Origin of the sequence: Prochlorococcus sp. MIT 1307, from assembly GCF_034092395.1 — a bacterium.
Classification (GTDB): Bacteria; Cyanobacteriota; Cyanobacteriia; order PCC-6307; family Cyanobiaceae; genus AG-363-K07.
The window spans coordinates 1,637,979-1,662,679 of sequence record NZ_CP139301.1 but is presented as its reverse complement, the minus strand read 5'-3'; the positions used below and the strand labels follow the sequence as shown (position 1 = coordinate 1,662,679).

Sequence of the window (24,701 nt, the reverse complement as noted above, 5' to 3'; positions counted from 1 at the left end):
GCAAAATTCTAGCAAGCAAATAGGCGAGAAATATTCAATTACATCTATCACAACCTGGATATCGCTAAAGATGTTCGGTACTACTTAGCTTTCAAGTTATCTCAAGAAGTATGAGGAGCATTGAAGTAGTAATAGCGCTTGTAATGGGCTCTCCATTGCGTTTGTCTTTAGGAGAAAATGGCTTAATACCTAATTAAATCTCCTTGATACCTGAGGTGATTATCTTTAAAGTTCTTTTGGAGATTTTCTAGGCGAACTACAAGCTTGTTATATCTTCGTGCTGAAGCAGAATCATCAAGATCAACCAAATCAAGTCTGCAAGTATCTAGATATTCCAAAAAGTCTTTAGGTTCACATTTCCCTGCTCCTTTCCAGGAATGGAAATCTGAATGGACATTGCCTTCAACTACCAAGATATTTTCATGTAGATCAGCCAAGTCTGGCCGAGTATTCCTATCAAACAAATGGTGTCCGTCTAATTGCAACCTGTTTCCTTGAGTCCTTTTTCTCCCTGTCACCTCACAGGTTTCTCCTGTTGCTCGTTTTGCAGCTGAAATTGCTTTATCAATATTCTTAGGAGCAGCTTTTAGTCTTTTTATTTCTCTTTTAAAGCAATCTTCTACAACCAATCCCACTGCATCCATCCAAGCCGTACGAGCCCTTGATTTCTTCACAGAGGATTTCTCTCTCATGTTAATTGCCATCCTGGCTATTCCTTTTTGACTCCATAATCTTTCTTCTTCTATAAGCACAAAATGCTTATCTATTTCAAGTGCTTCTGGTCCTTCTGCTGATCCTTCTTTACGAAGACGGTCCAGAGTATTTTTGTATCCAATACCATTAGTTTGAAGGATGTAAATAGTGCTTTTCTTAGGAACAAATGCCAATTCATTTTTAATGATAAAATCCTCAGCAGATTCAACAAATTCTTGAGTAATTCGGCGAGAAACAAGAGTTTTCTTTCTCTTTATCCTTCTTCGAGTTAGAAGCTCTTTAATAAAGTCTAGGAAACCATTTTTATCTTTTTCTATATAAGCAGCAATAGCTTCAACACCAGCCTCTGTAAATCTCCTAGCACGTCTACTGCGTCTACCATTCCTAGTGACAAATTCGAAATCTTTACCTTCTTCAAGCTTCCACTTGCCCGTTAGATCTGAATCGAAAGTCTTTACAATCTTATAGAGACTTGGTCTACTAATACCAAGAATAGTTGCGGTTTCTTTGTCAGTAAGTAGATCCTTCATTAGATAGTTAAAAGGTCGTTAATCCATGAGGGCTATCAAGGAATCCTTCATCATATGTAAACGCTGAAAAACTCTTGGGTCGCCGCCAGTATCTGGATGATGGAGCTTTGCTAAAGCCTTGAAGGCTTTTTTGACATCTTCTTTAGAAGCCGTATTGCTATCCAAACCAAAAATATGCCATGGCCGATTGTTTTCTAAAACATCAATTCCGTTAATGCATGTTGGCCCCATCCTCCCTCTCTCTTCAGGAGGAACACCGATCCATCTTCTATAGAGCTTCATCCAATCTTCTCGGCTTCTTAACGCAAAAGTCTCTCCAGTCATTGACATCATGAATGTCTTGTCTTTTCTCAACTCCAGGGCATTACTACATCCAAATTTCAGCAAAACTGCTGACTTGGCTTGCGCTGCGGTCATTGGCTTTTTCTTTGGTTCTAAAAATGGAGCACCGTTAACTTTTTCAGCAAAATCAAAGAGGACTTCATCCGTCCACAAACCATCTCTCCTGAGCTGAGTAATCAACTCCATTACTTGAGATTTAGAGAGTCGCTTGCGCCTTGGTGCCATAACCAATTATTAGCAGATCAGCTTTTTGGTACATTTTATTTTGCCGGTCACTGAAAAGGCTTTCAGGACAAGGGAGGCTAGAACTTGCCACATGATTCTCCCAAAGCACTGCAAAAGCTAAAAGCTCAAACCAGATAATTGAGTCAAAATAGGGAAAGGGAAAACTTGCTCAAATTCCAGCAAAATTCGAGCAAGCCTCTAACCCTTAACAAGCTTTCTAACCTCTTTTATCGCAATGGCTGACAAAAATATCTCGTATTGGCTAATGAAGAGTGAGCCAGAGGCATACAGCATCAGTCAACTCAAAAAAGAAGTCACGACACTATGGGATGGGATTCGTAACTATCAAGCACGCAACTTCATGCGTTCAATGAAAATTGGAGATCAAGCTTTCTTTTATCATTCAAACTGCAAGCCTCCAGGAATAGTAGGAATGATGCAAGTAACTAAAACTAGAGTAATAGATCCAACACAATTCGATGTAAATTCGAAATATTATGACCCGAAGGTATCAATCAATAGTCCTCGGTGGGATTGCACTGAAATGAGATATATAGGAATATTTAAAAAATTCATGAGTCTTGAGGAATTAAAAGATATATATTTGCCTGAAGATTTACAAGTTGTCCGTAAAGGTAATAGACTCTCAATCATGCCAATCTCACAAAAAACTGCCAATGATCTCATGGAAAGATTAGGCAAGCCAATAGAGTAGATCAACAACAATTAATACTGGAGATTGTAGCCCCTAAATTCATATTTAAAGACGTATCAAATTAATTTAACTTGGCAATTAGAATAAATATTGCTAAAAAGCCATCAAGATCTCATAGCAGCAAGCCTGCCAGGCTGACTTAGTCCATAAGGAAGAAAGTCTTGTATTAACTAAGGAATTACTGAGAAGACTCATGAATACTTCTCATTGCAGATGTAATAGATTGGGCTGCGGGAATAGGCCAATAAACTTCAAACCCACGAATAGAGGTTCCATGGTCTCCAAGAATCAATTGAAGACTCCAGGAATCCCGATCACCATCCAGACAAGCCCACCACGGCTTTCTCTCGATTTCTAAGGAGATTGACTCCTCAGGAATTAGTTGATTTTCTAACTTTTTATGTTGCTCAATAAGGTCCTCTAATAATGGAATCAATGAAGTCCACTCCTCCTCTGTCAATTCTAATGCCCACCCATCACCTCCAATAAGCACTGGGAAGCTACTTCGTGAAGAATCCCTTGCTACGCGCCAGCCAGAGCCTTCATGTTGAATCATGCTTTACCCATTCGATTACCCAGGTAGCAAATCAGGCTGGTCTTGCTCATCACTTAATTCGACGATTGCTCTCTGTACTGGCTTAACACTAGATTCTTCTAGCAGCCCATCAAAATCATCGAATCTTCTCTGCTTAGCACGAAATGCTATGCGAACTGTAGTTAGATAACGATTGCTAGATTGACGAATGAGGCTCTCACCTCGTTTAGCAAGATCTTTTGAATCCAAGCCAGATTTAATCACTGAATTCTACAAATACCAAAGTTACTCTAGGGGAAGAATGTACCCATTCACTTCAAAAGATCACTTTTTAAAGCAGACTTCAATCGGATGAGAGTATTTGATGAGTCCAGGGGCTCGCAAAATGATCTGCCTACCAAGACCTAACAAAGCAAATGGAGGTTCTAAATAAATCAGTAATGCTTTGAGTGATTCTAAGTGTTTTAAATCTAAGCAATCAATCTGAATGCTTTCCCAGCTTCGTGTAATGCTGCATGAATGCAATGGATCAAGCAATTTCTTTATTTCAGGTTCTTCTCTATAAAAAGAAAAAACCAGAAGCTGCAACTTACACATCTTCTCGTCCCTCTTAATCTCATATAGCAACAAATTTGACTAGAGGCATGGAGAGATTCTCGCCAAGACAAGAGCAGAAGAAGAATTCCAAGGAATTTGGGACCCTTGCGATAGATCTTGGAAACTCAACAACAGTCGTAGCCTTCCAGGGAGAAAAAGATAGAAATTCACAACTCATAGATCTACCGCCCATAAGTCGAGCCAAAGGGGAAATCCCAAGTCTGGTGTGGGCCTGCCATGAAAAGAATCAAAATGTTTTCGTGGGACAAGAAGTTCTTGACTTAGAACTTACAGAACAAGAAAAAACACATATTTGTAGTGATTTCAAGCGTTGGATCGGAGCTGATAATCAACCACAATTGGGACATTCAAATCTCTTGCCAGAAAAAGCAGGTGAACTTTTGATTCACCAACTTTGGAAGAGGCTCCCCTCTCAATTAGCAATCAAGAGACTTGTCTTAACTGCTCCTGTATCGACATATCGTGCTTATAGAAAGTGGCTCAATGAAGTATGCCATTCACTTCCAGTCGATGAAATTGCCCTAGTAGATGAGCCTACAGCTGCTGCAATGGGGGCAGGCTTAGCAGCAGGATCCAAACTACTAGTAGTTGATGTCGGAGGATGCACAATTGATCTGTCATTAGTTTCACTAGAAGGTGGAGAAGGGAGAGCAGAACCAGTTGCTCAATTACTTAGATTTGCAGGCGAAGATCTTGAAGGCAAAAGCACCCAAATCATGCGATGCGCAAAGGTTCTTGGAAAAGCAGGACTGCGTCTTGGCGGAAGAGATTTTGATCGATGGATCGCAAATCATCTCTTTCCAGATGTACCTCTCACCGATTCACTTCTCAATGCAGCTGAGAAACTTAAATGTCGTCTCAGCCAAGAGGGACTAAATAGAAACGAATTCCTTGAAGAAACTGTTAATTATCCTTCAAAAGGTCACCAGCTAATTCTTCGACTAAATAGATCTGAACTAGAAGAACTGCTTATTGAGCGTGGACTTTTAAAAAGTCTAACCAGACTTTTATCCCAAACTCTGGAACTTGGATATACAAATGATTGCAGCCTTAAGGATCTTCATGGAGCAGTGTTGGTTGGAGGAGGCGCAAGAATTCCTCTAATTCGTAATTGGATACAAAAAAATAGCCAGCCAGCTCCATTTTTAACTCCACCGCCTATAGAGGCTGTTGCCAAAGGAGCCCTTAGCCTCACTCCTGGAGTCACAATACGAGATGTACTGCGAAAAGGGGCATCCCTACGTTGTTGGGACAAGAAAAGTGAAAGACATATTTGGCACCCTTTATTTGTTGCTGGTCAACCCTGGCCTACGACAACAGGACTGCAATTAATTCTATCTGCAAGCAAAAAGAATCAAAATGAGATTGATCTAGTGATTGGAGAACCTGAAGAGAAAGGGGTTCATGAGGTAATTTATATCAATGGAGTTCCAACGATTAAAGATGAATTGACAGAACCTGAAATGACAAGTTGGTCGCAAACAATAAATAGCTTTTCTCTAACTCCCCCAGGTGAGCCTGGAGAAGATTGCTTACAATTAAATTTTATCATTGACACTGAAAGCAACCTCCAAGTAGAAGGGAAAGATCTGCGTACAGGTAAAGAGCTAAAGAGAAAGAATCTGGGTCTAATTCGTTAGGCAATTTAAATAGATAAGTTCCAAGAAATCAAAAAGAAATTTAAGGCCATTAAGACAGAGTCTGACGCAAAAATACTCCTTCTTCACCATCTAAATCGCGAAGTCGCAATTCTATTGTTTCTGTTCGTCGTGTTGGAACTGTACGACCACAAAAATCAGGCTGAATAGGGAGCTCCCTATGCCCCCTATCAACCATCACCAATAGCATGACCCTTTGAGCCCTTCCCCATGATTGAAGAGCCTCAAGGGCTGCGCGCACAGTTCTCCCAGTGAAGATCACATCATCTACTAAAACCACACTTCGCCCCTCTACACTCGCAGGAAGCTGAGTTGGTTGGACCATTCTGGTCCCAATTCTGACGAGGTCATCTCTGTGAAAAGTTGGATCGAGGCTCCCATGATCTATAGGGTGACCAACTATTGCCTCTAATTGTGTAGCCAAGACGCTGGAAAGTTGGACGCCTCTAGTTGGAATACCAAGTAAAAAAAGGGTTCTGCTATCGGAAACTGTTTCTAAAACTTGGGAAGCAAGACGTGAAATAGTACGTCCAAGTTCATCTTCCGTCAGTATCTCCACCCTTTCATCGTTTCGAGTATTGGTCATCAAAATATGAATTGGAGATAGATTTTATTACGAACCCTTATTGGATATATTGCATTGCATTCGCAAAAGCTGACGGAAGTCGATAGAAAAGGAAGCAGAGACCTTTTAGGCAGTAATTTGATATTTGGAAGTAAAGGAAGCAAGATTTATCCCGGTCACAATGCCCAACATTAGCTCCGGAAAGTCCCTGCGTTCAGGACATGTAGCACCTGTTGTGCTGGCAATACTTGATGGATGGGGCCACAGCGAAGAAAAACAAAATAATGCGGTTAAGAATGCTCACACTCCAGTTATAGATGCCCTTACAAAGGCATATCCCCACACCTTAATAGAAGCCAGTGGTGCCGATGTTGGTCTGCCAGATAATCAAATGGGGAACTCTGAAGTTGGCCATCTAACTATTGGTGCTGGAAGAATCATCCAACAAGAGCTAGTACGTATTACTAATACCGTAAAAAATCAAGAGTTAGCTAAAACTCCTGCTCTTTTAGCCCTGTCGAAAAGATTAAAAAAGAAAGGCGGCACTCTCCACATGATGGGACTTTGCTCGGATGGTGGAGTCCATAGTCATGTTGACCATCTATGTGGCCTTTTGAACTGGGCAGCCTCAACTGGACTCAGCAAAATAGCAATTCACGTTTTCACTGATGGAAGAGATACACCAACCCAAAGCGCAGGTAATTATTTGCACCAAATCGAAGAGTCAATCAAAGTTAACGGGGTAGGTGAGATAGCAAGCCTTTGTGGAAGATATTGGGCTATGGATCGTGACAACCGCTGGGAAAGAACTTCAAAAGCATATGAGTTGCTAACCAACCCTGAAATCTCAATAAGTGAATCATCTGCTCATAAAAGCCTAGCCAAAAGTTATAAAGCTGGAACAACAGATGAGTTTTTAGAACCTATCAGGCTGTCGTCTTCGTATCTCAAAGAAGGGGACGGTCTAATAATGTTCAATTTTCGTCCTGACCGAGCTAGACAATTAATGCGCGCCCTAACATTAGAAGAATTTCAAAGTTTCAAGAGAAAACAACATCCAAATCTAGATATCGTCACCTTCACACAATATGAAGCTGAATTACCTGTATCAGTAGCATTCCCTCCTGAGTCGTTAGATCACTTACTAGGGCAAATAATTTCTGAGCATGGGTTAAAGCAATACCGCACAGCAGAAACTGAAAAATATCCTCATGTCACTTATTTTTTAAATGGAGGGATAGAAAAGCCTTTAGAAGGAGAAGACCGACATTTAGTGCCATCTCCACGAGTTGCAACCTACGATCTGTCACCGGCAATGTCTGCAGATGCACTCACTGAAAGTTGTATTTCTGCAATCGAAAAGGGTATTTACTCTCTTGTAGTAATCAACTATGCAAATCCAGATATGGTTGGTCATACAGGTGTTATGGAAGCAGCAACATCAGCAATCCACAAAGTTGACTGTTGTCTAGGGCGATTACTCGAATCCACAGGGAAAATGAGCGGAACATTACTAATAACAGCAGATCATGGGAACGCGGAACAAATGAAAGGCCCTGATGGACAACCATGGACAGCCCACACAACTAACCCAGTTCCAGTAATCCTTGTTGAAGGTGAACAAAGAAAATTGCCTGGACATGGTAATTGCATTCAATTAAGAAAAGATGGTGGCCTAGCAGATATCGCCCCAACAATTCTTCATTTACTTAATTTGCCTAAACCTGATGCAATGACAGGAGAATCCCTAATTGAGAAAATAGATTCGGCTTCGATATCTGCTCGAATGCCACAACCAGCATAAATACTGTCAATCATTCAAAATGAATTACCTTTTAAAAGGCTTGCTAATCAACAAATAATGATTAATTCTTTTCTATCTTGGGCATGGGCAGTATCTGGGGTAGTACTTATCTTGTTAGTCCTTCTTCATAGCCCCAAAGGCGATGGGATGGGAGGCCTCGCAGCAAGCGGAAGCTCAATGTTCACAAGTGCCAGTAGCGCTGAAGCCACACTTAAAAGAACGACATGGGCTTGCCTAACTATTTTTCTCAGCCTGGCAATCATTCTTAGTGCAGGTTGGCTCGGCTAAATAAGTAAAAAAATATATTAAGAGCATCCAGACTCAAAATAATTTCAAGCAATAAATAGGGAAAATTAAATATACCCTTATTTATTACCTTAAGAGAGCATAAATAAAGAAGATAAGCCATTAATCCTTTTATTAATTCAATCCTCAATGCATCTCTTAAAAAGTAAAATTATTGACATTATTAAAAAGTTAACCTGCCAAAACGAACAAATAATGCTTCAAATTCTGTTTCAAACTTTTAAAAACTAAAAACAAAGAAAAGAGACTAGCAAGAAGCAAATCCCTTTTCTTTGTTTTTAGTTTTCTATTGAAGAGGCTAACTCATCAATAATCAAAATCACCACCCATTCCAGCTCCAGGATTAGCTCCCTCTTTCTTCTCTGGCAGGTCAGCAACTATACACTCAGTAGTTAGAACCATTCCTGCTATTGAAGATGCATTTTGAAGACCAGAACGAGTAACTTTTGCAGGGTCCACAATTCCTGCAGAAAGCATATTTACGTATTCTCCAGTTGCTGCATTGTACCCTTCACTTATTGGCTTGCTTTTCACATTTTCTGCAACTACTGCACCATTTGCACCTGCATTTTCTGCAATACGCATTAAAGGTGATGTCAAAGCAGCTTCAACAATATTTGCTCCAATTAATTCTTCTCCATTCAGGGTATTTGAAGCCCAATCTTGAAGAACAGGTGATAAGTGAGCAAGGGTTGTTCCTCCTCCAGGGACAATGCCTTCCTCTACTGCAGCTTTAGTCGCATTAATCGCATCTTCAAGTCGTAGCTTTTTATCTTTCATCTCAGTTTCAGTAGCAGCTCCAACCTTCACAACTGCAACTCCTCCTGCAAGTTTTGCAAGACGTTCCTGAAGCTTCTCTTTGTCGTAAGTGGAATCAGTTTCATCCATCTGCTTCTTAATTTGTTCACAACGAGCCTTGACGGCCGCCTCATTACCTTCAGCAACAATGGTGCTTGTGTCCTTGTTTATGGTGACTCGACGAGCAGTTCCAAGCATTTCGAGCTTTGCATTCTCAAGTTTGAGACCAGCATCTTCAGTAATTAGTTGACCATTGGTTAGTACTGCCATGTCCTCAAGCATTGCCTTACGACGGTCACCAAAGCCTGGAGCTTTGACAGCCGCTACATTCAAAACTCCTCTAAGTCGATTCACTACAAGAGTTGCTAAAGCTTCTTTCTCAATGTCTTCAGCAATAATTAAAAGAGGTTTTCCAGTACGAGCAATCTGCTCAAGGACTGGAACAAGGTCCTGAACTAAAGCAATTTTTTTGTCGGTAAGCAATATATAAGGCTCATCTAATACAGCCTCCATTCTCTCAGTATCAGTTGCGAAGTAAGGGGAAATGTATCCCTTGTCGAAGCGCATGCCTTCAGTGACCTCAAGCTCAGTGGTCATTGACTTTCCTTCTTCAAGAGAAATAACTCCTTCTTTACCAACTTTGTCCATCGCATCTGCAATCATTTGACCAACTTCCTCATCATTTCCAGCCGCAATAGTTCCACATTGTGCAATTGCACTGCTATCGCTAATTGGATTAGCACTCTGCTCAATTTTCTTTACAAGGAAATCAGTTGCCTTATCAATTCCTTTTTTTAAGGTGATGGCATTTGCACCAGCTGCAACATTTCGTAGTCCAGCCTTGACCATTGCATGAGCAAGAACTGTTGCGGTGGTAGTGCCATCGCCTGCAGCATCATTGGTTTTAGAGGCAGCCTGCCTAATTAAGGCAACACCAGTATTTTCAATGTGATCCTCAAGTTCGATCTCCTTAGCGATTGTGACGCCATCATTAATAATCTGTGGAGCCCCGAACTTCTTCTCGAGCACAACATTGCGACCTTTTGGCCCAAGTGTTACTGCAACTGATTCGGCAAGGATGTCGATACCACGCTCTAGTGCGCGACGTGCTTGCTCGTTGTAAATAATGCGCTTAGCCATGGGAGGCGATTTCCTTGAAGTGAGAAATTGTTGGAGGTTAGAAGTCTGTAATTATTTGGGAACTGGAAAGTCTCAGTTCACGACTGCCAAAATGTCCTTTTCAGATAAAAGAACATATTCATCGCCACCAAGTTTGATATCAGTTCCAGCGTATTTGCTGTAAAGAACTTTGTCCCCTACACCTACTTCTGGGGATTGACGAGATCCATCATCATTGCGCTTACCAGGTCCCACCTGAGCGACTTCGCCTACCTGAGGCTTTTCTTTAGCGGTGTCTGGGAGAAGGATTCCCCCAGCAGTCTTCTCCTCTGATTCAGAGACTTTTACAAAAACACGGTCTCCAAGAGGCTTAACAGTGGAAACGCTGAGAGAAACAGCTGCCATGGATGAATGCAGGAGCAACAACAGGGCGTCGGAACGCCACAAAATGGACTGAGCTAGCACTCGTAGTCCATGAGTGCCAACTTATTCGGCTGAGTGGGTGGCCGACCATAGTCCCCCTGTGCGGTTGACCGAACCCATAGGCCAATTTGCATGCAAAGTGGTAATGTTGCGCGGCTCTGGAAGGGCATGCACTTTTAGCGCATCCCATCATTTTTTTAGTTTCTTATGGCCGCTGCTGCTACTGCCTCCGCCGGGACCAAAGGTGTTGTTCGACAGGTGATTGGCCCAGTTTTGGATGTGGAATTTCCTGCTGGTAAGTTGCCCAAAATCCTGAATGCTCTTCGAATTGAAGGGAAAAACCCCGCAGGACAAGACGTTGCACTTACTGCTGAAGTTCAGCAACTACTTGGTGACCATCGAGTTCGAGCAGTAGCCATGAGTGGCACAGATGGCCTTGTCCGCGGAATGGAAGCTCAAGACACAGGTGCTCCAATTTCTGTTCCTGTAGGAGAAGCCACGCTTGGCAGAATCTTTAACGTTCTAGGAGAGCCTGTAGATGAGCAAGGTCCTGTAACAACCTCAACAACATCACCAATACATAGAGCTGCTCCAAAACTCACCGATCTAGAAACCAAGCCAAAAGTATTTGAAACTGGAATCAAGGTCATAGACCTGCTCGCTCCTTACCGGCAAGGAGGCAAAGTAGGTCTCTTTGGTGGGGCTGGAGTAGGAAAGACAGTTCTAATTCAAGAACTTATTAACAATATTGCAAAAGAGCATGGTGGCGTTTCAGTTTTCGGCGGAGTAGGAGAGCGCACTCGTGAAGGTAACGACTTGTACGAAGAATTCAAAGAATCTGGAGTAATCAATCCAAACGACTTACCTCAATCAAAAGTAGCTCTTTGTTTTGGACAAATGAATGAGCCTCCAGGGGCTCGAATGAGAGTTGGTCTTTCAGCTCTAACAATGGCTGAGCATTTTCGAGATGTGAATAAGCAGGACGTACTCCTTTTTGTCGATAACATCTTCAGATTTGTTCAAGCTGGTTCGGAAGTTTCTGCTTTGCTAGGAAGAATGCCCTCCGCCGTGGGTTACCAACCAACGCTAGGAACTGACGTAGGAGAACTTCAGGAGAGAATCACCTCTACTCTCGAAGGCTCAATTACCTCTATACAGGCCGTTTATGTTCCAGCTGACGACTTAACTGACCCAGCTCCAGCTACTACCTTTGCTCATCTAGACGCCACAACAGTTCTTGCCAGAGCACTAGCTGCGAAAGGTATCTATCCAGCCGTAGACCCATTAGATTCCACCAGCACTATGCTTCAGCCAGCAGTTGTTGGAGAAGAGCACTACACAACAGCAAGGGCAGTCCAATCAACTCTTCAGCGTTACAAGGAATTGCAAGACATTATTGCAATTCTTGGTCTTGACGAGCTCTCTGAAGAAGACCGTAAAACAGTGGACCGTGCAAGAAAAATTGAAAAATTCCTTTCACAACCCTTTTTTGTTGCGGAAATCTTCACTGGTATGTCAGGCAAGTATGTGAAGCTGGAAGAAACAATTGCAGGCTTCAACATGATCCTCAGTGGGGAACTTGATCATCTTCCTGAGCAAGCCTTCTACCTTGTAGGCAATATTGATGAAGTCAAGGCGAAAGCTGAAAAGATAGCGTCAGAAGCCAAAGCTTAGATTTCCAATTCGAGAGCGGTGAGAATTAAACTCACCGTTCTCTCATCAGGGTAAAAGCCTTTTTGCACGCCCTGCCCCTCTAAAAAACCCCTGTTCTCTTCAACACCCTCTAAAAATGTCCCTCACCCTACGAGTGCTGGCACCCGACCAGAGCGTGTTTGATGGCAAAGCTGAAGAAGTAATTCTTCCAAGTACTACTGGACTGCTAGGCATTCTCCCAGGACACATATCAATGGTGACAGCCATTGATATAGGAGTCTTAAGAGTACTAACTAATGGGAATTGGAATTCCATTGCACTTTTAGGAGGATTTGCAGAAGTAGAATCCAACGAAGTGACAGTTCTTGTAAATGGTGCTGAATTAGGAAGCAAAATAGATGCAGCAAGTGCAGAAGCAGAACTAGAGACTGCCAAGAATGAATTCAATCAAGTTCAAGACCAAATCAACACCACAGAAAAAGTAAAAGCTCAACAAAACCTCAATCGAGCAAGGGCATGGTTACAAGCAACGAAATCAGCCAGTTAATGTTCCCAAAATCTAAATAACATTATTTTGAGTGAGTATTAGTCTACTTCTTGATAACGCAGATCCACGAATTTGGGCCAAACTTTTTAAGTCAGGCCTGTTTAATGGGATAACAACTAACCCAACCTTGCTAAAAGTTGCCGGTCAGCCATGTACCCTTTCAAATATCAAAGAACTAGTTAAAAAAGCAAAACTTATTGGCTGCAAAGAACTTCATATTCAAGCTTGGGGAGGCAACGCCAGTGAAATTAAAGCTTGTGGGGTTTCAATAGGCAGCCTTTCCAGCCCTGAAATGCAAGTACATGTAAAAATACCAATTACCAAGTCAGGAAGTGAGGCAGCTAGAGAGTTAATCAACGCAAATTTTTCGGTAACATTTACTGCATGCTATGAAATCAAACAAGTACTTATTGCTGCTGCAATTGGGGCAAACTATATAGCTCCTTATTTAGGGCGGATAAATGACCAGGGAAGGAATGGAATGATCGAGCTAAAAACTATGCAAGAGATCCTCCAAAGGACTAATAGTAATTGTCAAATACTTGTTGCTAGCCTTAGAAGTATTAGCGAGATAAATCATCTGGCATCTCAAGGGATTAAGATTTTTACTATTAATGAACGATTGGCTCAAGATTTATTTAATTGTGAAGAGACCTTAAAAGCATCTGAAAAGTTTGAAGAAGACGCCAGTAATTGCTAAAGAATAAAACTAATCAGTGTTGCATCTTTTCTCTTGACCTGTATAGATCAAGCAGTACCACAAAAAGTCACATCTGGGAACTTAAGTTTTGCCTCTTCAAGAGTTTTCCCTTTTCCTTCTTCTTGCCAATAATTAATTACTTCTGTGGCTTTATTTAAAACTTCAACTCTCTCATTGTCTGTAATCCAACTCTTTCCTTCTAACTCTCCTTTGAGAGTTTCCCATGCATCTTCCCTAGGCCAGAAGAAATAAGCCGTAAGAGGGCTGGGACCACCACCTACTATCTGGTCTACAGCCAATGCCACGTTGTCAGGAAGCCAAAGAATCTTCAACAAAAAGCGACCTTCATCCGCCTTAGGAGTATGGCCTGAAGGGACGCCATCTGCATCAATGGTGGCAGTCGCAAGAGCAGCAGAAGCTCCAAGCATGCCCGAACGGCCTGGTTTTGATTCTTCAGTACTAGCAGGCTTCCCCTGTGAGGCTGTTTCATCGACACCTGAGGAAGAAGTAGGGGCCTCTTGATCAGAAGCAAGGCCTTCAGGAACAGTCATGTTGCCAGCAATCAAGGAAGTTAAACAAACAACTAACCTAACAGCCCTACATCACAATCAATTCTCAGAACTTGAGAGGTTTTCTTCTATTCGACATCGATGGAGTGATCCGCGATGTAGCAGGCAGTTACCGTCTAGCGATTCAGGAGTCCGTAAATCACTTCAGCAACTGGCGGCCATCGATCGAAAAGATTGATCTTTTAAAAGCCGAAGGGTGTTGGAATAATGACTGGCAAGCAAGTCAGGAACTAATTAAACGCCATCAAAAAAGCCAAGGAGTAACAGATCGAACTCCTAATTTAAATGAGATCGAGCAAGTCTTTAGTCGTTTCTACTTTGGTGGGGATCCTGATGGGGATTGTTTGCAATGGAAGGGTTTCATAAGAAATGAGCCACTGCTAATAAATCAAGATTTCTTCAAAGAACTAACCCTCAATGACATCAAATGGGGCTTCGTAAGTGGTGCAGAACCTCAATCGGCAAAGTTTATTCTGGAAACTCGTCTAGGCCTCAAAAAACCACCATTAATAGCAATGGGAGATGCTCCTGACAAACCAGACCCAACAGGCTTTCTTAGGCTCTCAACTGAACTTGCAGGATGCCGTCTAGGAGCTGGGCTTCCACCTATTGCCTATCTTGGAGATACAGTTGCAGATGTACTGACGGTACAGAGAGCACGCAAAAAGGTACCTGATCAACTTTTTATAAGTCTTGCAATTGCGCCACCACATCTACATGGCCATCAAAATCAACCAGCACGAGATCAATATGAGAAAAAGCTCAAGGAGGCAGGTGCAGACTTTATTCTTAGTACTACTTATGAAAGTCTAAACGTCGCAAAGAGCTGGTTTGGTATTCATAAATAAACCATTTGAAAGTTTCAAATAAAACAGTCTAATTCAAACCCATAAGGGTTACAAATAGAATCAATAAAAATCTTTTAAGTTAGCTTAAGAGGGTTTAAATCAATTAAAGAAACAACACTGCAATCCTATTTCTGCATATCCTCTAGCGATTTCAACGCATCCTCACTAAGGACTTCAGGTCTTTTATCTGTAACTAGCACATCATCTTCAATACGAATACCAATTCCCTTCCAATGATTATCTATTTCTGGCTGTCCCTCGGGAACTGGGAATCTATCGCTGACATAAATCCCAGGCTCCACAGTCAATGTCATACCTGGCTCAAGTTCTACTGGATAGTCACCCAATCTATAAGCACCCACATCATGTACATCTAAACCAAGCCAGTGACCAGTGCGATGCATATAAATATGACGATAAGCGTCCTGCTCAATTAAAGAATCTATTGAGCCTTTAAGTATTCCAAGATCTAATAAGCCTTCCACTATTACTCTTACAGCAATTGCATGAACAGCCTCGGCATTCTGACCAGGAACTACACATTCCAAAGCAGCCTGCTGAGCAGCTAAGACCACTTGATATAAATCTTTCTGCTCCCCAGAAAAGCGGCCATTAATAGGGAAAGTTCTAGTTATATCTCCGTTGTAATAATCAAATAAAGAACATCCTGCATCAATCAAGAGCAATTCACCATCTCTAAGAGGAGCATTATTAGAGGTGTAATGCAAAATGCACGCGTTATCTCCACCTGCAACAATCGAGCCATAGGCTGGCCCTCTTGCTCCATGTTCTAGAAAACACTTTTCTATTAGAGCTTGGACTTGTCGCTCGTTCATTCCAGGTCGAGCAAAATTTCTTGCTAATTCATGAGCTTTCGCAGAAATCCGAGCAGCTTCTCTCATAAGCTCTAATTCCCAAGACTCCTTATAAAGCCTCAACTGATGCAGAATTGGGCAAGGTGCAATCAAAGAAAATGGCAGTGATCCGCATCGTTGAACACTGTCCAGTTGCTCCGTCAAGCACTTAAGAACTATTGGCTCGATCTTTGGATGTTTACCAACTCTAAAAGCAATGCCTTCTGCTCCTTTGAGGTAATCCTTCAATCTAAGAGGCAGCTCTTCTAAAGGATGAGCAACCTCTGCTCCAAAATGATCCACTACTCCTTGAGTTCCAGACCGAGAACCAGTCCAAGCTTCTAGGGCTGGGTCCCTGGGTAAAACAAACAATACAAAGCGCTCACCCAAAGCCCTATGTGGCAAAAAAAGTGCGACTGCATCAGGCTCATCAAATCCAGTGAGATACCAAAAGTCGCTGTTCTGTCGAAAGGGATATTCACAATCGGCATGGTGTACAACCATTGGTGCAGCAGGAATAATCGCCGCATAGCCACCTAATTGCCTCAAAAAGCGATCGCGTCGTTTCACCAAGCCATGCTGATCGATCACAGAAGGCACATCTTCTAACGACTTCAGGATGGCAGAAGAAAGACTTTTTTGAAGGCAATTTGGTCAGAACTTTGCCAAAGGCATCTGATCAAAAGATTGATTAGGCGCTGGACATCAAAGTGGTTACTAGTAAGTATTAGTTAATTCTTGACTTCAGCAAGAATTAACTAATTCATTTGCCTTATGACTGAAAAGCCAAAAGTTACGGCCTCATCCAAGCATCATGAAGAGGCGAGGACCACAGAGACAACACATCATTAATCATGAGCGAGGACCTTCTGCAACTAGCACTTCTTGTATTAGTGGTACTTATCGGTTCTGCATTGTGCTCAGGAGTAGAAGCAGCTCTACTTACTGTAAATCCCTTGCGAGTCCATGAATTAGCCGCAAGGCCAAAGCCAATCCCAGGAGCCAAGCGCCTTGCAAGACTCAGACAAAAATTAGGTCGCACACTCACAGTTCTCGTTATCGCAAATAACGGTTTCAACATCTTTGGCAGTTTGATGCTCGGCAGTTACGCAACCTTTGTATTTGAACAAAACGGCATCAATGGGATTGCCTTACCAATCTTTTCAGTTGGGCTAACGATTTTAGTTATCCTTCTAGGAGAAATACTACCTAAATCAATTGGCAGTCGCCTGGCTATAGAAGTCTCGCTTGCCAGCGCTCCAGTCCTTCATTTCCTAGGATTGATAATGCGCCCCTTATTGCTGTTTCTGGAAAAATTACTGCCAGTCATTACAGAAGAGAATGAGTTAAGTACAGACGAAGAGGAAATTCAACAAATGGCTCATCTCGGTTCTCAGAAAGGCCAAATAGAGGCTGACGAGGCAGCAATGATCACTAAAGTTTTCCAATTAAACGATCTTAAAGCCAGAGATTTAATGACCCCCAGAGTCTCTGCTCCAACTCTTGATGGAGCAGCAAGATTGAATGATCTAAAAACCACTCTGCTAAACAACAATGAGGAATGGTGGGTAGTTCTTGGAGCAGAGGTAGATAAGATTCTAGGTGTGGTCAATCGTGAGAAGCTGCTCACAGCTTTACTAGTTGGTGATGGTGAAGAAACTCCTGCAGAGCTAAGTGAAGCAGTGGAATTTGTCCCAGAAATGATCCGAGTCGATCATCTATTAACGAACTTTGACAATGACAAAAAGGGAGTCAGAGTTGTAGTTGATGAATTTGGCGGATTTGTTGGTTTAATAGGAGCGGAGGCAGTCTTAGCCGTATTAGCAGGGTGGTGGCGAAAGTCCAGCTCATGACCTCAACACCAACAACTGCAGAACGCTGCCGATTGCTCCTAAATGAATGGCGAAAGCAGTTAATACTTACCAAAAGAGAACAAACACAATTAATTGGAGAGCTAAAAACACTTGATGGGCAAATAAAACGACTAAATCAGAAGCGGCTTCGTGTAGCAGCATTTGGTCGAGTTGGAGTAGGGAAGTCCAGCCTCTTAAATGCATTGCTAGAGAAAGCAATTTTCGCGACAGATGTAGCCCATGGCTGTACACGCATTACGCAATCAGCTGTCTGGGGACAATCAATTAATACCCTAGAAAGCATTGAATTAGTTGACACTCCAGGAATCGATGAAATTGCATCTAAAGCAAGAGCTCGATTAGCAGCCCGAATAGCTCTTCAGGTTGATTTAGTCCTGCTTGTTCTTGATAGCGATATTACAAGGGTTGAATTGGAAGCACTAGAAATACTCCTAAGTAGTGGCAAGCCTGTTCTGCTGACTCTCAATCGTTGTGATCAATGGAACCCAGATGAATTACATCAAGTTGTCCAAAGCATTCGTAGACGACTACCAGCTAATGCTCGCAATTTAGAAATCAAAGCAGTAGCAGCAGCACCACGAACAGTAAAACTTCAGGAAAATGGTCGAGTAAGAAGTGAACTCTCACCACCCAGAATCAAACCTCTCCTAAATCATTTAAAAATTCTTCTAACGGAACAAGGAGAGACACTTTTAGCACTGAACTCACTTCGCCAAGCTGACCTTTTCTATCAAGCCATAAAGCTTGGTCGCTTAAAACGAGGTCAGGCTGCCGCCCAAAGTCTGATTGGGAAATTTGCCGCCCTCAAAGCATCTGGGGTTGCTGTCAACCCTCTAATCATGCTCGATCTTGCTGGTGGACTGGCTTGCGATACCGCTCTTGTCGTCCAACTGAGCAACTTATATGGCCTAAACATGAGAGGTTATGCAGCAAGAAGGCTGTTAAAACGCTTGTCCCTATATAACTCTTTTATTGGTGGAGTACAGCTTGGAGTCCAATTAGCTCTAGGGATTGTGCGGCAGCTTCTAATATTTGCAACTCCTTTTACTAGCGGGTTGAGCCTTGCTTCAGCTGCCCCAGTAGCTCTAGCGCAGGCTGCATTGGCGGTATATACAACAAAAATTACAGGACGACTAGCTGCAGAAGTGCTCTTCATGGGGAGTCAAGAGCTTGGCGGTCAGCCAAGTGCACTTTTAAATCGTTTGGTTAAAAAAGATCCCCAAATAAGAGTTTGGTTAGGAAGTTTGCCAGAAAAGAACACAAATAACACAATCAAGCTGCAAACACTCCTGCCGTGAGTCGCTTCCTAGGAACCATCGCCCTATTAGGAACTAGTGCAGATCCTCCCACATATGGGCATCAAGCTCTTTTAAAAGGATTGCTAAAAATTTTTCCAAAAGTTATCACGTGGGCTAGCGACAACCCAATGAAAAAACATGGTGCATCTCTTCAGAGTCGTCATGCACTACTAAATGCACTGGTCAATGAGATAGCTAATCCCAATCTTCAACTTAATCAAGATCTGAGCAGTCCTAGGACAATAAAAACTCTAGACAAAGCCTCTAAAATATGGCCAACAAATGAATTAGTTTTTGTTATAGGAAGTGATCTTGTAGGTCAAATCTCTTCCTGGGAAAATCCAAAAGCTTTAATGCAAAAGGCTCGCATTGGAATTGCGCCAAGAGAAGGGTGGCCTATTCAAACAGAGCACCTCAAAAGTTTGAAATCTCTTGGTGGAAGAGTTGATTTATTACCTTTACAAATTCCTGCTGCTGCAAGTTCACAGGTACGTCTGAATCCAACAACCTCTCAGATACCAGACACAGTTTTATCTATGGTCTTAGAGCAAAATCTCTATGGTCTCCGCAGTAAACAATGAGACTTGCTCTCGCTCAAATCAACCCTTTAATAGGAGACCTCAAAGGGAATTCACAAATCATATTGGAAGCATGCCGTAAGGCAGCTTCAGAAGATGCCGACCTTTTACTGACACCAGAACTATCTCTCTGGGGCTATCCACCGAAAGATCTACTTCTAAATACTCTTCTATTTGAAGAGCAACGCAACATTCTTGATGAACTCACCAGATCTATAGCTTTAGAAGCTAAAGGGTTACGTGCGGTAATAGGAATAGCAGAGCCTACTCAAGATATACACCTGCCAACACTTTTTAATTCAATAGTCTTAGTAGAAAGCTCTGGTTGGAAGGTAATAGCCCGCAAACAATTGCTTCCCACATATGATGTCTTTGACGAAAAGCGATACTTCCGTCCTGGTGAAGGTCTAGGAGCTTTAAATCTAGAAATCAATCAAAGAATCTGGAATATTGGAATAACAATTTGTGAAGACCTTTGGGTTGATGAAAAGCTTCAAGGTCAACGAGTCCTAGGACCAGACCCTATAGCAGAGCTAGAGTCACAAAAGATTGATTTACTAATTAATCTTTCGGCTTCACCCTTTAGCCACAATAAAACATATCTACGTCAAAGTTTAGCTTCAAAAGCTGTAGAAAGATTGCAATGTCCAGTTATCTATCTAAACCAAGTAGGGGGGAATGATGAGCTTGTTTTTGATGGTGCAAGCTTTGTACTTAATGCAAAAGGTGAGTTAGTTCTTACACTACCAATTTGCAAAAAGAGTTTAGTGATATGGAGTCCAACAAGTCAAGAAAAGTCAGGAATAGAAAGAGCTTCTAGTAAACAAGAAGAGCTTTTTCAAGCACTTGTTTTAGGTGTTAAAGATTATGCCAAAAAGTGCGGTTTTGATTCAGCCATAGTTGGTTTAAGTGGTGGAATTGACTCTTCTCTAGTCACAATTATTGCAACAGCTGCTTTAGGTTCTAAAAATGTCACCGCAGTACTTATGCCCTCTCCCTGGAGCTCAATTGGCTCCATTCAGGATTCTTTGGGACTAGCTAATCGCCTTGGTATTTGCACAAAGACCTTGCCAATTAACTCTCTAATGCAAACTTATGACGCGACCCTAAAGGATCCCTTAGGCCAATTACCTGAAGGAATAACAGCAGAAAACTTGCAATCTAGAATTCGAGGAACTTTACTCATGGCCTTAGCGAACCAAAAAGGACATCTACTGCTTTCTACTGGAAATAAGTCTGAATTAGCGATTGGTTATTGCACTCTCTATGGAGATATGAACGGAGGACTATCAGTTATCGGAGATCTATATAAAACTTGTGTATTTGATCTATGTAAATGGCTGGATAGTAAAGCCGCTTCTCCTTGCAAGTCAGCCTTAGGTCTTCCAAGTCATACAGAGCTTGTAGGAGAAACTATTCTGAAAAAGCCACCTAGTGCAGAACTACGTCCTGGACAACTTGATAGTGATTCAATACCTGCCTATGAAATTCTTGATCCAATTCTTAAAGGCTTTGTGGAAGATCGCAAATCTTCGCAAGAGCTAATTAATTCAGGACATTGCGCAAAGTTTATCAATCAAATAGAAAAGTTACTGAAAAAAGCAGAATTCAAAAGACGCCAAGCCCCACCTTCACTAAAAGTCAGCAATCAAGCCTTCGGCAGCGGCTGGCGATTACCAATAGCAGCCAAATGATCAAAACAAATACTGGCAGCCCTTGCATTACTTGTGCAACCTAAGAGAAGTTACAGCCGTCCATGCCGTCTTCAATCCTCTCGGCTCCGATGGCCAGCATCGGAGTTCCAAAAGAAATCAAAGCAGATGAGCTCAGAGTCGCTCTTACCCCAGATGGAGCAAAAGAGTTAGTAACTCAAGGCTTAGAAGTCCGAGTACAGGCAGGTGCTGGAGATGGAGCCGGTATTAGAGATGAGGCTTTTGCAAATGCTGGCGCAAAAATAGTGACTAGAGATGAGGCCTGGGCTGCACATCTAGTGGTGAAAGTGAAAGAGCCGCAGCAGGAAGAATTTGAATTACTCAGAAAAGACATGGTTTTATTTACTTACTTACATCTTGCGGCCTACCCCAAGGTTAGTGAGGCCTTAATAACTGCTGGGACCACCGGAATCGGCTATGAAACTGTCCAAATGGAAAATGGCAGCTTACCTTTACTTGCGCCTATGAGTGAAATTGCTGGTCGCCTAGCAGCACAAGTAGGTGCACATTTATTAGAACGTCCTCATGGTGGAAGTGGTGTTCTTATAGGAGGTTGTACTGGAGTTCGGCCCGCAAGGGTAATTGTTCTAGGAGCAGGTACCGTGGGCTGGAATGCAGCAAGGCTTGCTGCTGCAATGGATGCGGAAGTAATGCTCTTGGATCGATCCCCAGAAAGATTGCGCAACTTAGAAGCAGACAGAAGAGGGCGATTAATGAGTGTTGTAAGCAATCGTGCCCTCCTAGAAAGACTTATTCCAACTGCAGATCTTCTTATAGGTGCCGTACTAACGCCAGGAGGGCGCTCACCCACACTCGTTAGCGAGCAAATGGTGAAGCAAATGAAGCCAAATTCAGTGATAGTTGATGTTGCAATAGATCAAGGAGGTTGCGTAGCCACCAGCATTGAAACCACCCACACCAATCCAACTGTGAACATTCATGGTGTACAACACTACGCAGTAGGGAATATGCCTGGTGCTGTACCTTTTACGTCCACTGAAGCACTTGTCAGTGTCACTCTTCCATACATACTCGGCATGGCAGGTCGTGGATTAGAAGAAGCTATCACTGAACGACCCGAACTCCTGTCAGGACTGAATACAATAGGCAGTTCTGTTTGCCACCCTGGCGTTGCAAAAGCTTTAGGAATAACTCCACGACATCCGATGGCTTGCTTACGCTAAAATTGAGCACCCTCTAAATTGTTAGCAATATTGCAGAAAAAGTTATTTAACTCGCACAAAAAGCATCGATAAATAAGCTTATCAATTCTTCTAAGAGATATGTGAGATTGGCCTACACACAGATTCAATATTTATCCCTTCCCTCAAAAGAGTAATGAACCCTGCGGCCTCACAATAACTATTGGCATGAAGTACAACTCTTTTGTTATTAGAAAGAGAATCTTTGTCAAGCCCCAAAGCTTTTGCAGTAACACGAAGAACATTTGAGTTTGATACAACTATTAAAGGGACATTTCTTTCCAAACAAGATAAGACAGCCGCGCCTCCTAAGGCTCCGTCAGGAGCAACCAAAGCTCCCAATTGATCAACATGTAAAGACCCTTGAATCTGACAATCCTCCACGCCATTCGCTCTCTTCACTTGAACAAGGTCAGGTGCCTTATCCAAGCCTACTAAGACACAAGGAAGAAAAGTATGACCTAGCTCCTCGCCTGCAGCTCGTGGATCCAATCCTGCATCAAGTGGCAAGGCAGACAATGCGGGTGCATGCGCACAAGGTAAGTAAAGATGTTTCACGAGCAAGTGACTTATAACTGCCTCAGCACCTGCAAGGACATCAACCCCATTCCCCTTTCGGTAACTATCTAATACTGCACTCCCAAGATCATCTGGAAACCTCGTCACTACAGCTATTGCTGTTGATCCAGCCTTTTTGAGTTTCTCACCAGCTTCCAGCAAAGCATCTACTTGAGCAAGGAAACCCCAACTCGACCCACTACGTCCTTCATGAAAGCTGATGTCTAAAGGTACTTCTGTAGTCACAACAGGTCCAATATTTAATCCCAAACTTGCTTTACAAGCTTCTGCCACCTGTAAATGCCTCAGTCTCAATTCTGTTTCTATACCTGCATCCAAAAGCAAACCAATTCTTTGTTGTCTCACTGATCGCAACACAATTTCGCCTGTGGCGAACCCATCCAATCCGAATCCTTCTACATATTTAATGCGTGGGTCACTCCAATAAAGGGCAGCTCCATTCATTACATTTGGATGTGTAATCAAACAACCTGAAGCACCTGCCAATAATCGAGCAGAAGGAATAGCATCTCCTGCGTACCCTCCTACCGAGCAACCAATACCAGTAGGGATGACTAGAAGTGTGGGCAGTTCAATAGCCAAAAATAAAAAACAAAATGAAAGGTTTAGGACTCATCAACCCAAATCTAAAGGCTCAAGATTCATTACTATTGCCTCAACTCGTAGCTTTTTTAGAGAATCAGGAGAGTGAGTAGATTCAATTGAAGTAATAGCCCATCTCAAAGGATCTCCAAACTCGCTTAACCGCATAAAAATCCAAGACCTGAGATCTTCAAGAGAAACTTCATCAGGCCATTTCAAATCAAGCTCAACTACCTGCAATTTCACTTCTGGTATTTAACATCTTATAACTAATTTATAATCCATAATTTAAGCAAAAACTACATATATATAGATTTTAAAATATAAAAATTAACATCTAAGTTTTTAATGCTATTAACCCCTAAAGATATTCACAATTCGAACAATTAACTACGCGCAGGCGCCACCAACAACTTCCAAAATCTCCTGTGTAATAGCTGCCTGACGGGCCTTATTATAGTCAAGGGTAAGGGTTTTCGCTAATTCTTTTGCGTTATCACTTGCATTATTCATGGCTGTCATTCTACTTGCCAATTCAGAAGCAGCTGATTCTTGCAACGCACGAAGTAGTTGGTTCTGCAAGTAAAGAGGCAAGAGTGAATTGAGAAGTTGTTCAGGGCTTTGTTCAAAAACAATGTCAGAAGGAAGGGCAGGCTGCTCATTCGCAGGACCAACATCCTTCTCAATAGTTAAACGACTATCTTTCGTGGTCAACCTAAAAATCTCATCATCAGCTTCTGCAATCCCTTGTGGATCTAAAGGTAGCAAAGTCTGTACTACTGGATTACAGCTAACGAGATTAATAAATTTGGTATAGATAACCTCAACTCTATCTGTACTCTCTGAAAGGAACTCAGCCAAAATCTCACTAGTAATTAACTCTGCATCTTGAGCTGTGGGAACTTGTTCAAGTTCCTTAAAGGTTGCACGTATTGTAAATTGATTGGAGCGATTCTGGAAATAAGTAATAGCCTTACGACCAATTAGTACAAGATCTGGACTAAATCCTTGACCTTTTAATTCGGCATAACGCTGCTCAGTGCGTTTGATGATATTGGAGTTGTACCCACCACACAAACCTCGATCGCCTGTCACAGCAAGAAGAGTAATTGAGCGAACATCACGAGTTTTAAGCAAAGGTGCATCAGCCGCTTCAAACCTCATGCGAGATTGAATGTTTTCAAGCACTCGTGCTAAACGATCGGCAAAGGGACGACTACGAAGCACCTGTTCCTGAGCTCTGCGGACTTTTGCAGCTGCGACTAGTCGCATAGCCTCAGTGATCTTTCTTGTGTTTTTGACAGAAACAATCCTGTCTCTAATGTCCTTAAGGTTGGCCATAAATAAGATTCT

The 24,701-nt window shown here is 42.2% G+C and carries 26 protein-coding genes; 13 read left to right on the top strand and 13 right to left on the bottom strand.

Annotated features, from left to right (window positions below):
- Window positions 1-182 precede the first annotated feature (182 nt).
- On the bottom strand, window positions 183-1,244 hold the full coding sequence (locus tag SOI82_RS08470) for a hypothetical protein (protein WP_320666988.1): 1,062 nt from the start codon (window positions 1,242-1,244) through the stop codon (window positions 183-185).
- A gap of 18 nt (window positions 1,245-1,262) precedes the next feature.
- A complete protein-coding gene (locus SOI82_RS08465) occupies window positions 1,263-1,811 on the bottom strand; it encodes a J domain-containing protein (protein WP_320666987.1) in 549 nt (182 codons plus the stop codon).
- Window positions 1,812-2,046: 235 nt separating this feature from the next.
- Here SOI82_RS08465 and SOI82_RS08460 point away from each other — a divergent pair, with 235 nt between their 5' ends.
- Window positions 2,047-2,526, top strand: a complete 480-nt coding sequence (locus tag SOI82_RS08460) for an EVE domain-containing protein (RefSeq protein WP_320666986.1) — start codon at window positions 2,047-2,049, stop codon at window positions 2,524-2,526.
- Window positions 2,527-2,704: 178 nt separating this feature from the next.
- Here the strand turns inward: SOI82_RS08460 and SOI82_RS08455 are convergent, their stop codons facing one another.
- Genes SOI82_RS08455 through SOI82_RS08445 form a run of 3 tightly spaced genes read right to left on the bottom strand, consistent with a single transcriptional unit; the run spans window position 2,705 to window position 3,658 of the window.
- Window positions 2,705-3,082, bottom strand: a complete 378-nt coding sequence (locus tag SOI82_RS08455; protein ID WP_320666985.1) for a DUF1818 family protein — start codon at window positions 3,080-3,082, stop codon at window positions 2,705-2,707.
- Between the two features lie 15 nt (window positions 3,083-3,097).
- Entirely contained in the window at window positions 3,098-3,325 is a 228-nt protein-coding gene (locus tag SOI82_RS08450; protein WP_320666984.1) for a DNA-directed RNA polymerase subunit omega, read from the bottom strand.
- 60 nt (window positions 3,326-3,385) lie between these two features.
- Window positions 3,386-3,658, bottom strand: a complete 273-nt coding sequence (locus SOI82_RS08445; RefSeq protein WP_320666983.1) for a hypothetical protein — start codon at window positions 3,656-3,658, stop codon at window positions 3,386-3,388.
- A gap of 47 nt (window positions 3,659-3,705) precedes the next feature.
- Here SOI82_RS08445 and SOI82_RS08440 point away from each other — a divergent pair, with 47 nt between their 5' ends.
- Window positions 3,706-5,319 carry an Hsp70 family protein gene (locus tag SOI82_RS08440; RefSeq protein ID WP_320666982.1) on the top strand — a complete coding sequence of 538 codons (1,614 nt, stop codon included), beginning with the start codon at window positions 3,706-3,708 and terminating at the stop codon, window positions 5,317-5,319.
- A gap of 49 nt (window positions 5,320-5,368) precedes the next feature.
- Here the strand turns inward: SOI82_RS08440 and pyrR are convergent, their stop codons facing one another.
- Entirely contained in the window at window positions 5,369-5,923 is a 555-nt protein-coding gene (gene pyrR, locus SOI82_RS08435) for a bifunctional pyr operon transcriptional regulator/uracil phosphoribosyltransferase PyrR (RefSeq protein ID WP_320666981.1), read from the bottom strand.
- A gap of 160 nt (window positions 5,924-6,083) precedes the next feature.
- Between pyrR and gpmI the strand changes: the two genes are divergently transcribed.
- Entirely contained in the window at window positions 6,084-7,706 is a 1,623-nt protein-coding gene (gpmI, locus tag SOI82_RS08430) for a 2,3-bisphosphoglycerate-independent phosphoglycerate mutase (RefSeq protein WP_320666980.1), read from the top strand.
- A 57-nt stretch (window positions 7,707-7,763) separates the two neighbouring features.
- Window positions 7,764-7,994 (top strand): preprotein translocase subunit SecG, encoded by a 231-nt coding sequence (secG, locus tag SOI82_RS08425; RefSeq protein ID WP_320666979.1) that lies wholly within the window; start codon window positions 7,764-7,766, stop codon window positions 7,992-7,994.
- Between the two features lie 324 nt (window positions 7,995-8,318).
- Here the strand turns inward: secG and groL are convergent, their stop codons facing one another.
- Complete coding sequence (gene groL, locus SOI82_RS08420) at window positions 8,319-9,950, bottom strand: chaperonin GroEL (protein ID WP_320666978.1); 1,632 nt, start codon at window positions 9,948-9,950, stop codon at window positions 8,319-8,321.
- A 72-nt stretch (window positions 9,951-10,022) separates the two neighbouring features.
- Complete coding sequence (gene groES / locus SOI82_RS08415; protein ID WP_320668404.1) at window positions 10,023-10,334, bottom strand: co-chaperone GroES; 312 nt, start codon at window positions 10,332-10,334, stop codon at window positions 10,023-10,025.
- A 225-nt stretch (window positions 10,335-10,559) separates the two neighbouring features.
- Here groES and atpD point away from each other — a divergent pair, with 225 nt between their 5' ends.
- The 3 genes from atpD to SOI82_RS08400 all read left to right on the top strand — a co-directional run bounded on the left by atpD (window position 10,560) and on the right by SOI82_RS08400 (window position 13,252).
- Entirely contained in the window at window positions 10,560-12,026 is a 1,467-nt protein-coding gene (gene atpD / locus SOI82_RS08410) for a F0F1 ATP synthase subunit beta (RefSeq protein WP_320666977.1), read from the top strand.
- A 115-nt stretch (window positions 12,027-12,141) separates the two neighbouring features.
- Window positions 12,142-12,552: an ATP synthase F1 subunit epsilon gene (gene atpC, locus SOI82_RS08405; RefSeq protein WP_320666976.1), complete on the top strand. Its 411-nt coding sequence runs from the start codon at window positions 12,142-12,144 to the stop codon at window positions 12,550-12,552.
- A 31-nt stretch (window positions 12,553-12,583) separates the two neighbouring features.
- Entirely contained in the window at window positions 12,584-13,252 is a 669-nt protein-coding gene (locus SOI82_RS08400; RefSeq protein WP_320666975.1) for a transaldolase family protein, read from the top strand.
- A 47-nt stretch (window positions 13,253-13,299) separates the two neighbouring features.
- Here the strand turns inward: SOI82_RS08400 and SOI82_RS08395 are convergent, their stop codons facing one another.
- Window positions 13,300-13,803, bottom strand: a complete 504-nt coding sequence (locus SOI82_RS08395) for a 30S ribosomal protein PSRP-3 (RefSeq protein WP_320666974.1) — start codon at window positions 13,801-13,803, stop codon at window positions 13,300-13,302.
- 71 nt (window positions 13,804-13,874) lie between these two features.
- Here SOI82_RS08395 and SOI82_RS08390 point away from each other — a divergent pair, with 71 nt between their 5' ends.
- Entirely contained in the window at window positions 13,875-14,669 is a 795-nt protein-coding gene (locus SOI82_RS08390; RefSeq protein WP_320666973.1) for a TIGR01548 family HAD-type hydrolase, read from the top strand.
- 125 nt (window positions 14,670-14,794) lie between these two features.
- On the opposite strand, the gene SOI82_RS08385 is transcribed toward SOI82_RS08390, so the two are convergent.
- Window positions 14,795-16,123 carry an aminopeptidase P N-terminal domain-containing protein gene (locus SOI82_RS08385; protein ID WP_320666972.1) on the bottom strand — a complete coding sequence of 443 codons (1,329 nt, stop codon included), beginning with the start codon at window positions 16,121-16,123 and terminating at the stop codon, window positions 14,795-14,797.
- 254 nt (window positions 16,124-16,377) lie between these two features.
- Here SOI82_RS08385 and SOI82_RS08380 point away from each other — a divergent pair, with 254 nt between their 5' ends.
- The 5 genes from SOI82_RS08380 (at window position 16,378) to ald (ending at window position 22,169) form a co-directional block, all read left to right on the top strand.
- Window positions 16,378-17,376, top strand: coding sequence for a CNNM domain-containing protein (locus tag SOI82_RS08380; RefSeq protein ID WP_320666971.1), 999 nt, complete (start codon window positions 16,378-16,380; stop codon window positions 17,374-17,376).
- A complete protein-coding gene (locus SOI82_RS08375; RefSeq protein ID WP_320666970.1) occupies window positions 17,373-18,695 on the top strand; it encodes a DUF697 domain-containing protein in 1,323 nt (440 codons plus the stop codon). Before SOI82_RS08380 ends, SOI82_RS08375 begins: the two co-directional genes overlap by 4 nt.
- Window positions 18,692-19,276, top strand: a complete 585-nt coding sequence (locus SOI82_RS08370; protein ID WP_320666969.1) for a nicotinate-nucleotide adenylyltransferase — start codon at window positions 18,692-18,694, stop codon at window positions 19,274-19,276. The genes SOI82_RS08375 and SOI82_RS08370 overlap by 4 nt, the downstream gene beginning before the upstream one ends.
- Window positions 19,273-20,967: an NAD+ synthase gene (locus SOI82_RS08365; RefSeq protein WP_320666968.1), complete on the top strand. Its 1,695-nt coding sequence runs from the start codon at window positions 19,273-19,275 to the stop codon at window positions 20,965-20,967. Before SOI82_RS08370 ends, SOI82_RS08365 begins: the two co-directional genes overlap by 4 nt.
- A 62-nt stretch (window positions 20,968-21,029) precedes the next feature.
- Window positions 21,030-22,169, top strand: a complete 1,140-nt coding sequence (ald, locus tag SOI82_RS08360; protein WP_320666967.1) for an alanine dehydrogenase — start codon at window positions 21,030-21,032, stop codon at window positions 22,167-22,169.
- A 90-nt stretch (window positions 22,170-22,259) separates the two neighbouring features.
- On the opposite strand, the gene SOI82_RS08355 is transcribed toward ald, so the two are convergent.
- The 3 genes from SOI82_RS08355 to SOI82_RS08345 all read right to left on the bottom strand — a co-directional run bounded on the left by SOI82_RS08355 (window position 22,260) and on the right by SOI82_RS08345 (window position 24,689).
- Window positions 22,260-23,348, bottom strand: coding sequence for a DUF3326 domain-containing protein (locus SOI82_RS08355; protein ID WP_320666966.1), 1,089 nt, complete (start codon window positions 23,346-23,348; stop codon window positions 22,260-22,262).
- A gap of 33 nt (window positions 23,349-23,381) precedes the next feature.
- Complete coding sequence (locus tag SOI82_RS08350) at window positions 23,382-23,594, bottom strand: hypothetical protein (RefSeq protein WP_320666965.1); 213 nt, start codon at window positions 23,592-23,594, stop codon at window positions 23,382-23,384.
- A 144-nt stretch (window positions 23,595-23,738) separates the two neighbouring features.
- Window positions 23,739-24,689, bottom strand: coding sequence for a F0F1 ATP synthase subunit gamma (locus tag SOI82_RS08345; RefSeq protein WP_320666964.1), 951 nt, complete (start codon window positions 24,687-24,689; stop codon window positions 23,739-23,741).
- Between the last annotated feature and the right edge of the window lie 12 nt (window positions 24,690-24,701).

Excerpts from the sequence above, each read along its gene's own strand:
- SOI82_RS08470 (WP_320666988.1), bottom strand. The coding sequence starts at position 1,244 with ATGAAGGATCTACTTACTGACAAAGAAACCGCAACTATTCTTGGTATT.
- SOI82_RS08465 (WP_320666987.1), bottom strand. The coding sequence starts at position 1,811 with ATGGCACCAAGGCGCAAGCGACTCTCTAAATCTCAAGTAATGGAGTTG.
- SOI82_RS08460 (WP_320666986.1), top strand. The coding sequence starts at position 2,047 with ATGGCTGACAAAAATATCTCGTATTGGCTAATGAAGAGTGAGCCAGAG.
- SOI82_RS08455 (WP_320666985.1), bottom strand. The coding sequence starts at position 3,082 with ATGATTCAACATGAAGGCTCTGGCTGGCGCGTAGCAAGGGATTCTTCA.
- SOI82_RS08445 (WP_320666983.1), bottom strand. The coding sequence starts at position 3,658 with ATGTGTAAGTTGCAGCTTCTGGTTTTTTCTTTTTATAGAGAAGAACCT.
- SOI82_RS08440 (WP_320666982.1), top strand. The coding sequence starts at position 3,706 with ATGGAGAGATTCTCGCCAAGACAAGAGCAGAAGAAGAATTCCAAGGAA.
- pyrR (WP_320666981.1), bottom strand. The coding sequence starts at position 5,923 with ATGACCAATACTCGAAACGATGAAAGGGTGGAGATACTGACGGAAGAT.
- gpmI (WP_320666980.1), top strand. The coding sequence starts at position 6,084 with ATGCCCAACATTAGCTCCGGAAAGTCCCTGCGTTCAGGACATGTAGCA.
- secG (WP_320666979.1), top strand. The coding sequence starts at position 7,764 with ATGATTAATTCTTTTCTATCTTGGGCATGGGCAGTATCTGGGGTAGTA.
- groL (WP_320666978.1), bottom strand. The coding sequence starts at position 9,950 with ATGGCTAAGCGCATTATTTACAACGAGCAAGCACGTCGCGCACTAGAG.
- groES (WP_320668404.1), bottom strand. The coding sequence starts at position 10,334 with ATGGCAGCTGTTTCTCTCAGCGTTTCCACTGTTAAGCCTCTTGGAGAC.
- atpD (WP_320666977.1), top strand. The coding sequence starts at position 10,560 with ATGGCCGCTGCTGCTACTGCCTCCGCCGGGACCAAAGGTGTTGTTCGA.
- atpC (WP_320666976.1), top strand. The coding sequence starts at position 12,142 with ATGTCCCTCACCCTACGAGTGCTGGCACCCGACCAGAGCGTGTTTGAT.
- SOI82_RS08395 (WP_320666974.1), bottom strand. The coding sequence starts at position 13,803 with ATGACTGTTCCTGAAGGCCTTGCTTCTGATCAAGAGGCCCCTACTTCT.
- SOI82_RS08380 (WP_320666971.1), top strand. The coding sequence starts at position 16,378 with ATGAGCGAGGACCTTCTGCAACTAGCACTTCTTGTATTAGTGGTACTT.
- SOI82_RS08375 (WP_320666970.1), top strand. The coding sequence starts at position 17,373 with ATGACCTCAACACCAACAACTGCAGAACGCTGCCGATTGCTCCTAAAT.
- SOI82_RS08365 (WP_320666968.1), top strand. The coding sequence starts at position 19,273 with ATGAGACTTGCTCTCGCTCAAATCAACCCTTTAATAGGAGACCTCAAA.
- ald (WP_320666967.1), top strand. The coding sequence starts at position 21,030 with ATGCCGTCTTCAATCCTCTCGGCTCCGATGGCCAGCATCGGAGTTCCA.
- SOI82_RS08345 (WP_320666964.1), bottom strand. The coding sequence starts at position 24,689 with ATGGCCAACCTTAAGGACATTAGAGACAGGATTGTTTCTGTCAAAAAC.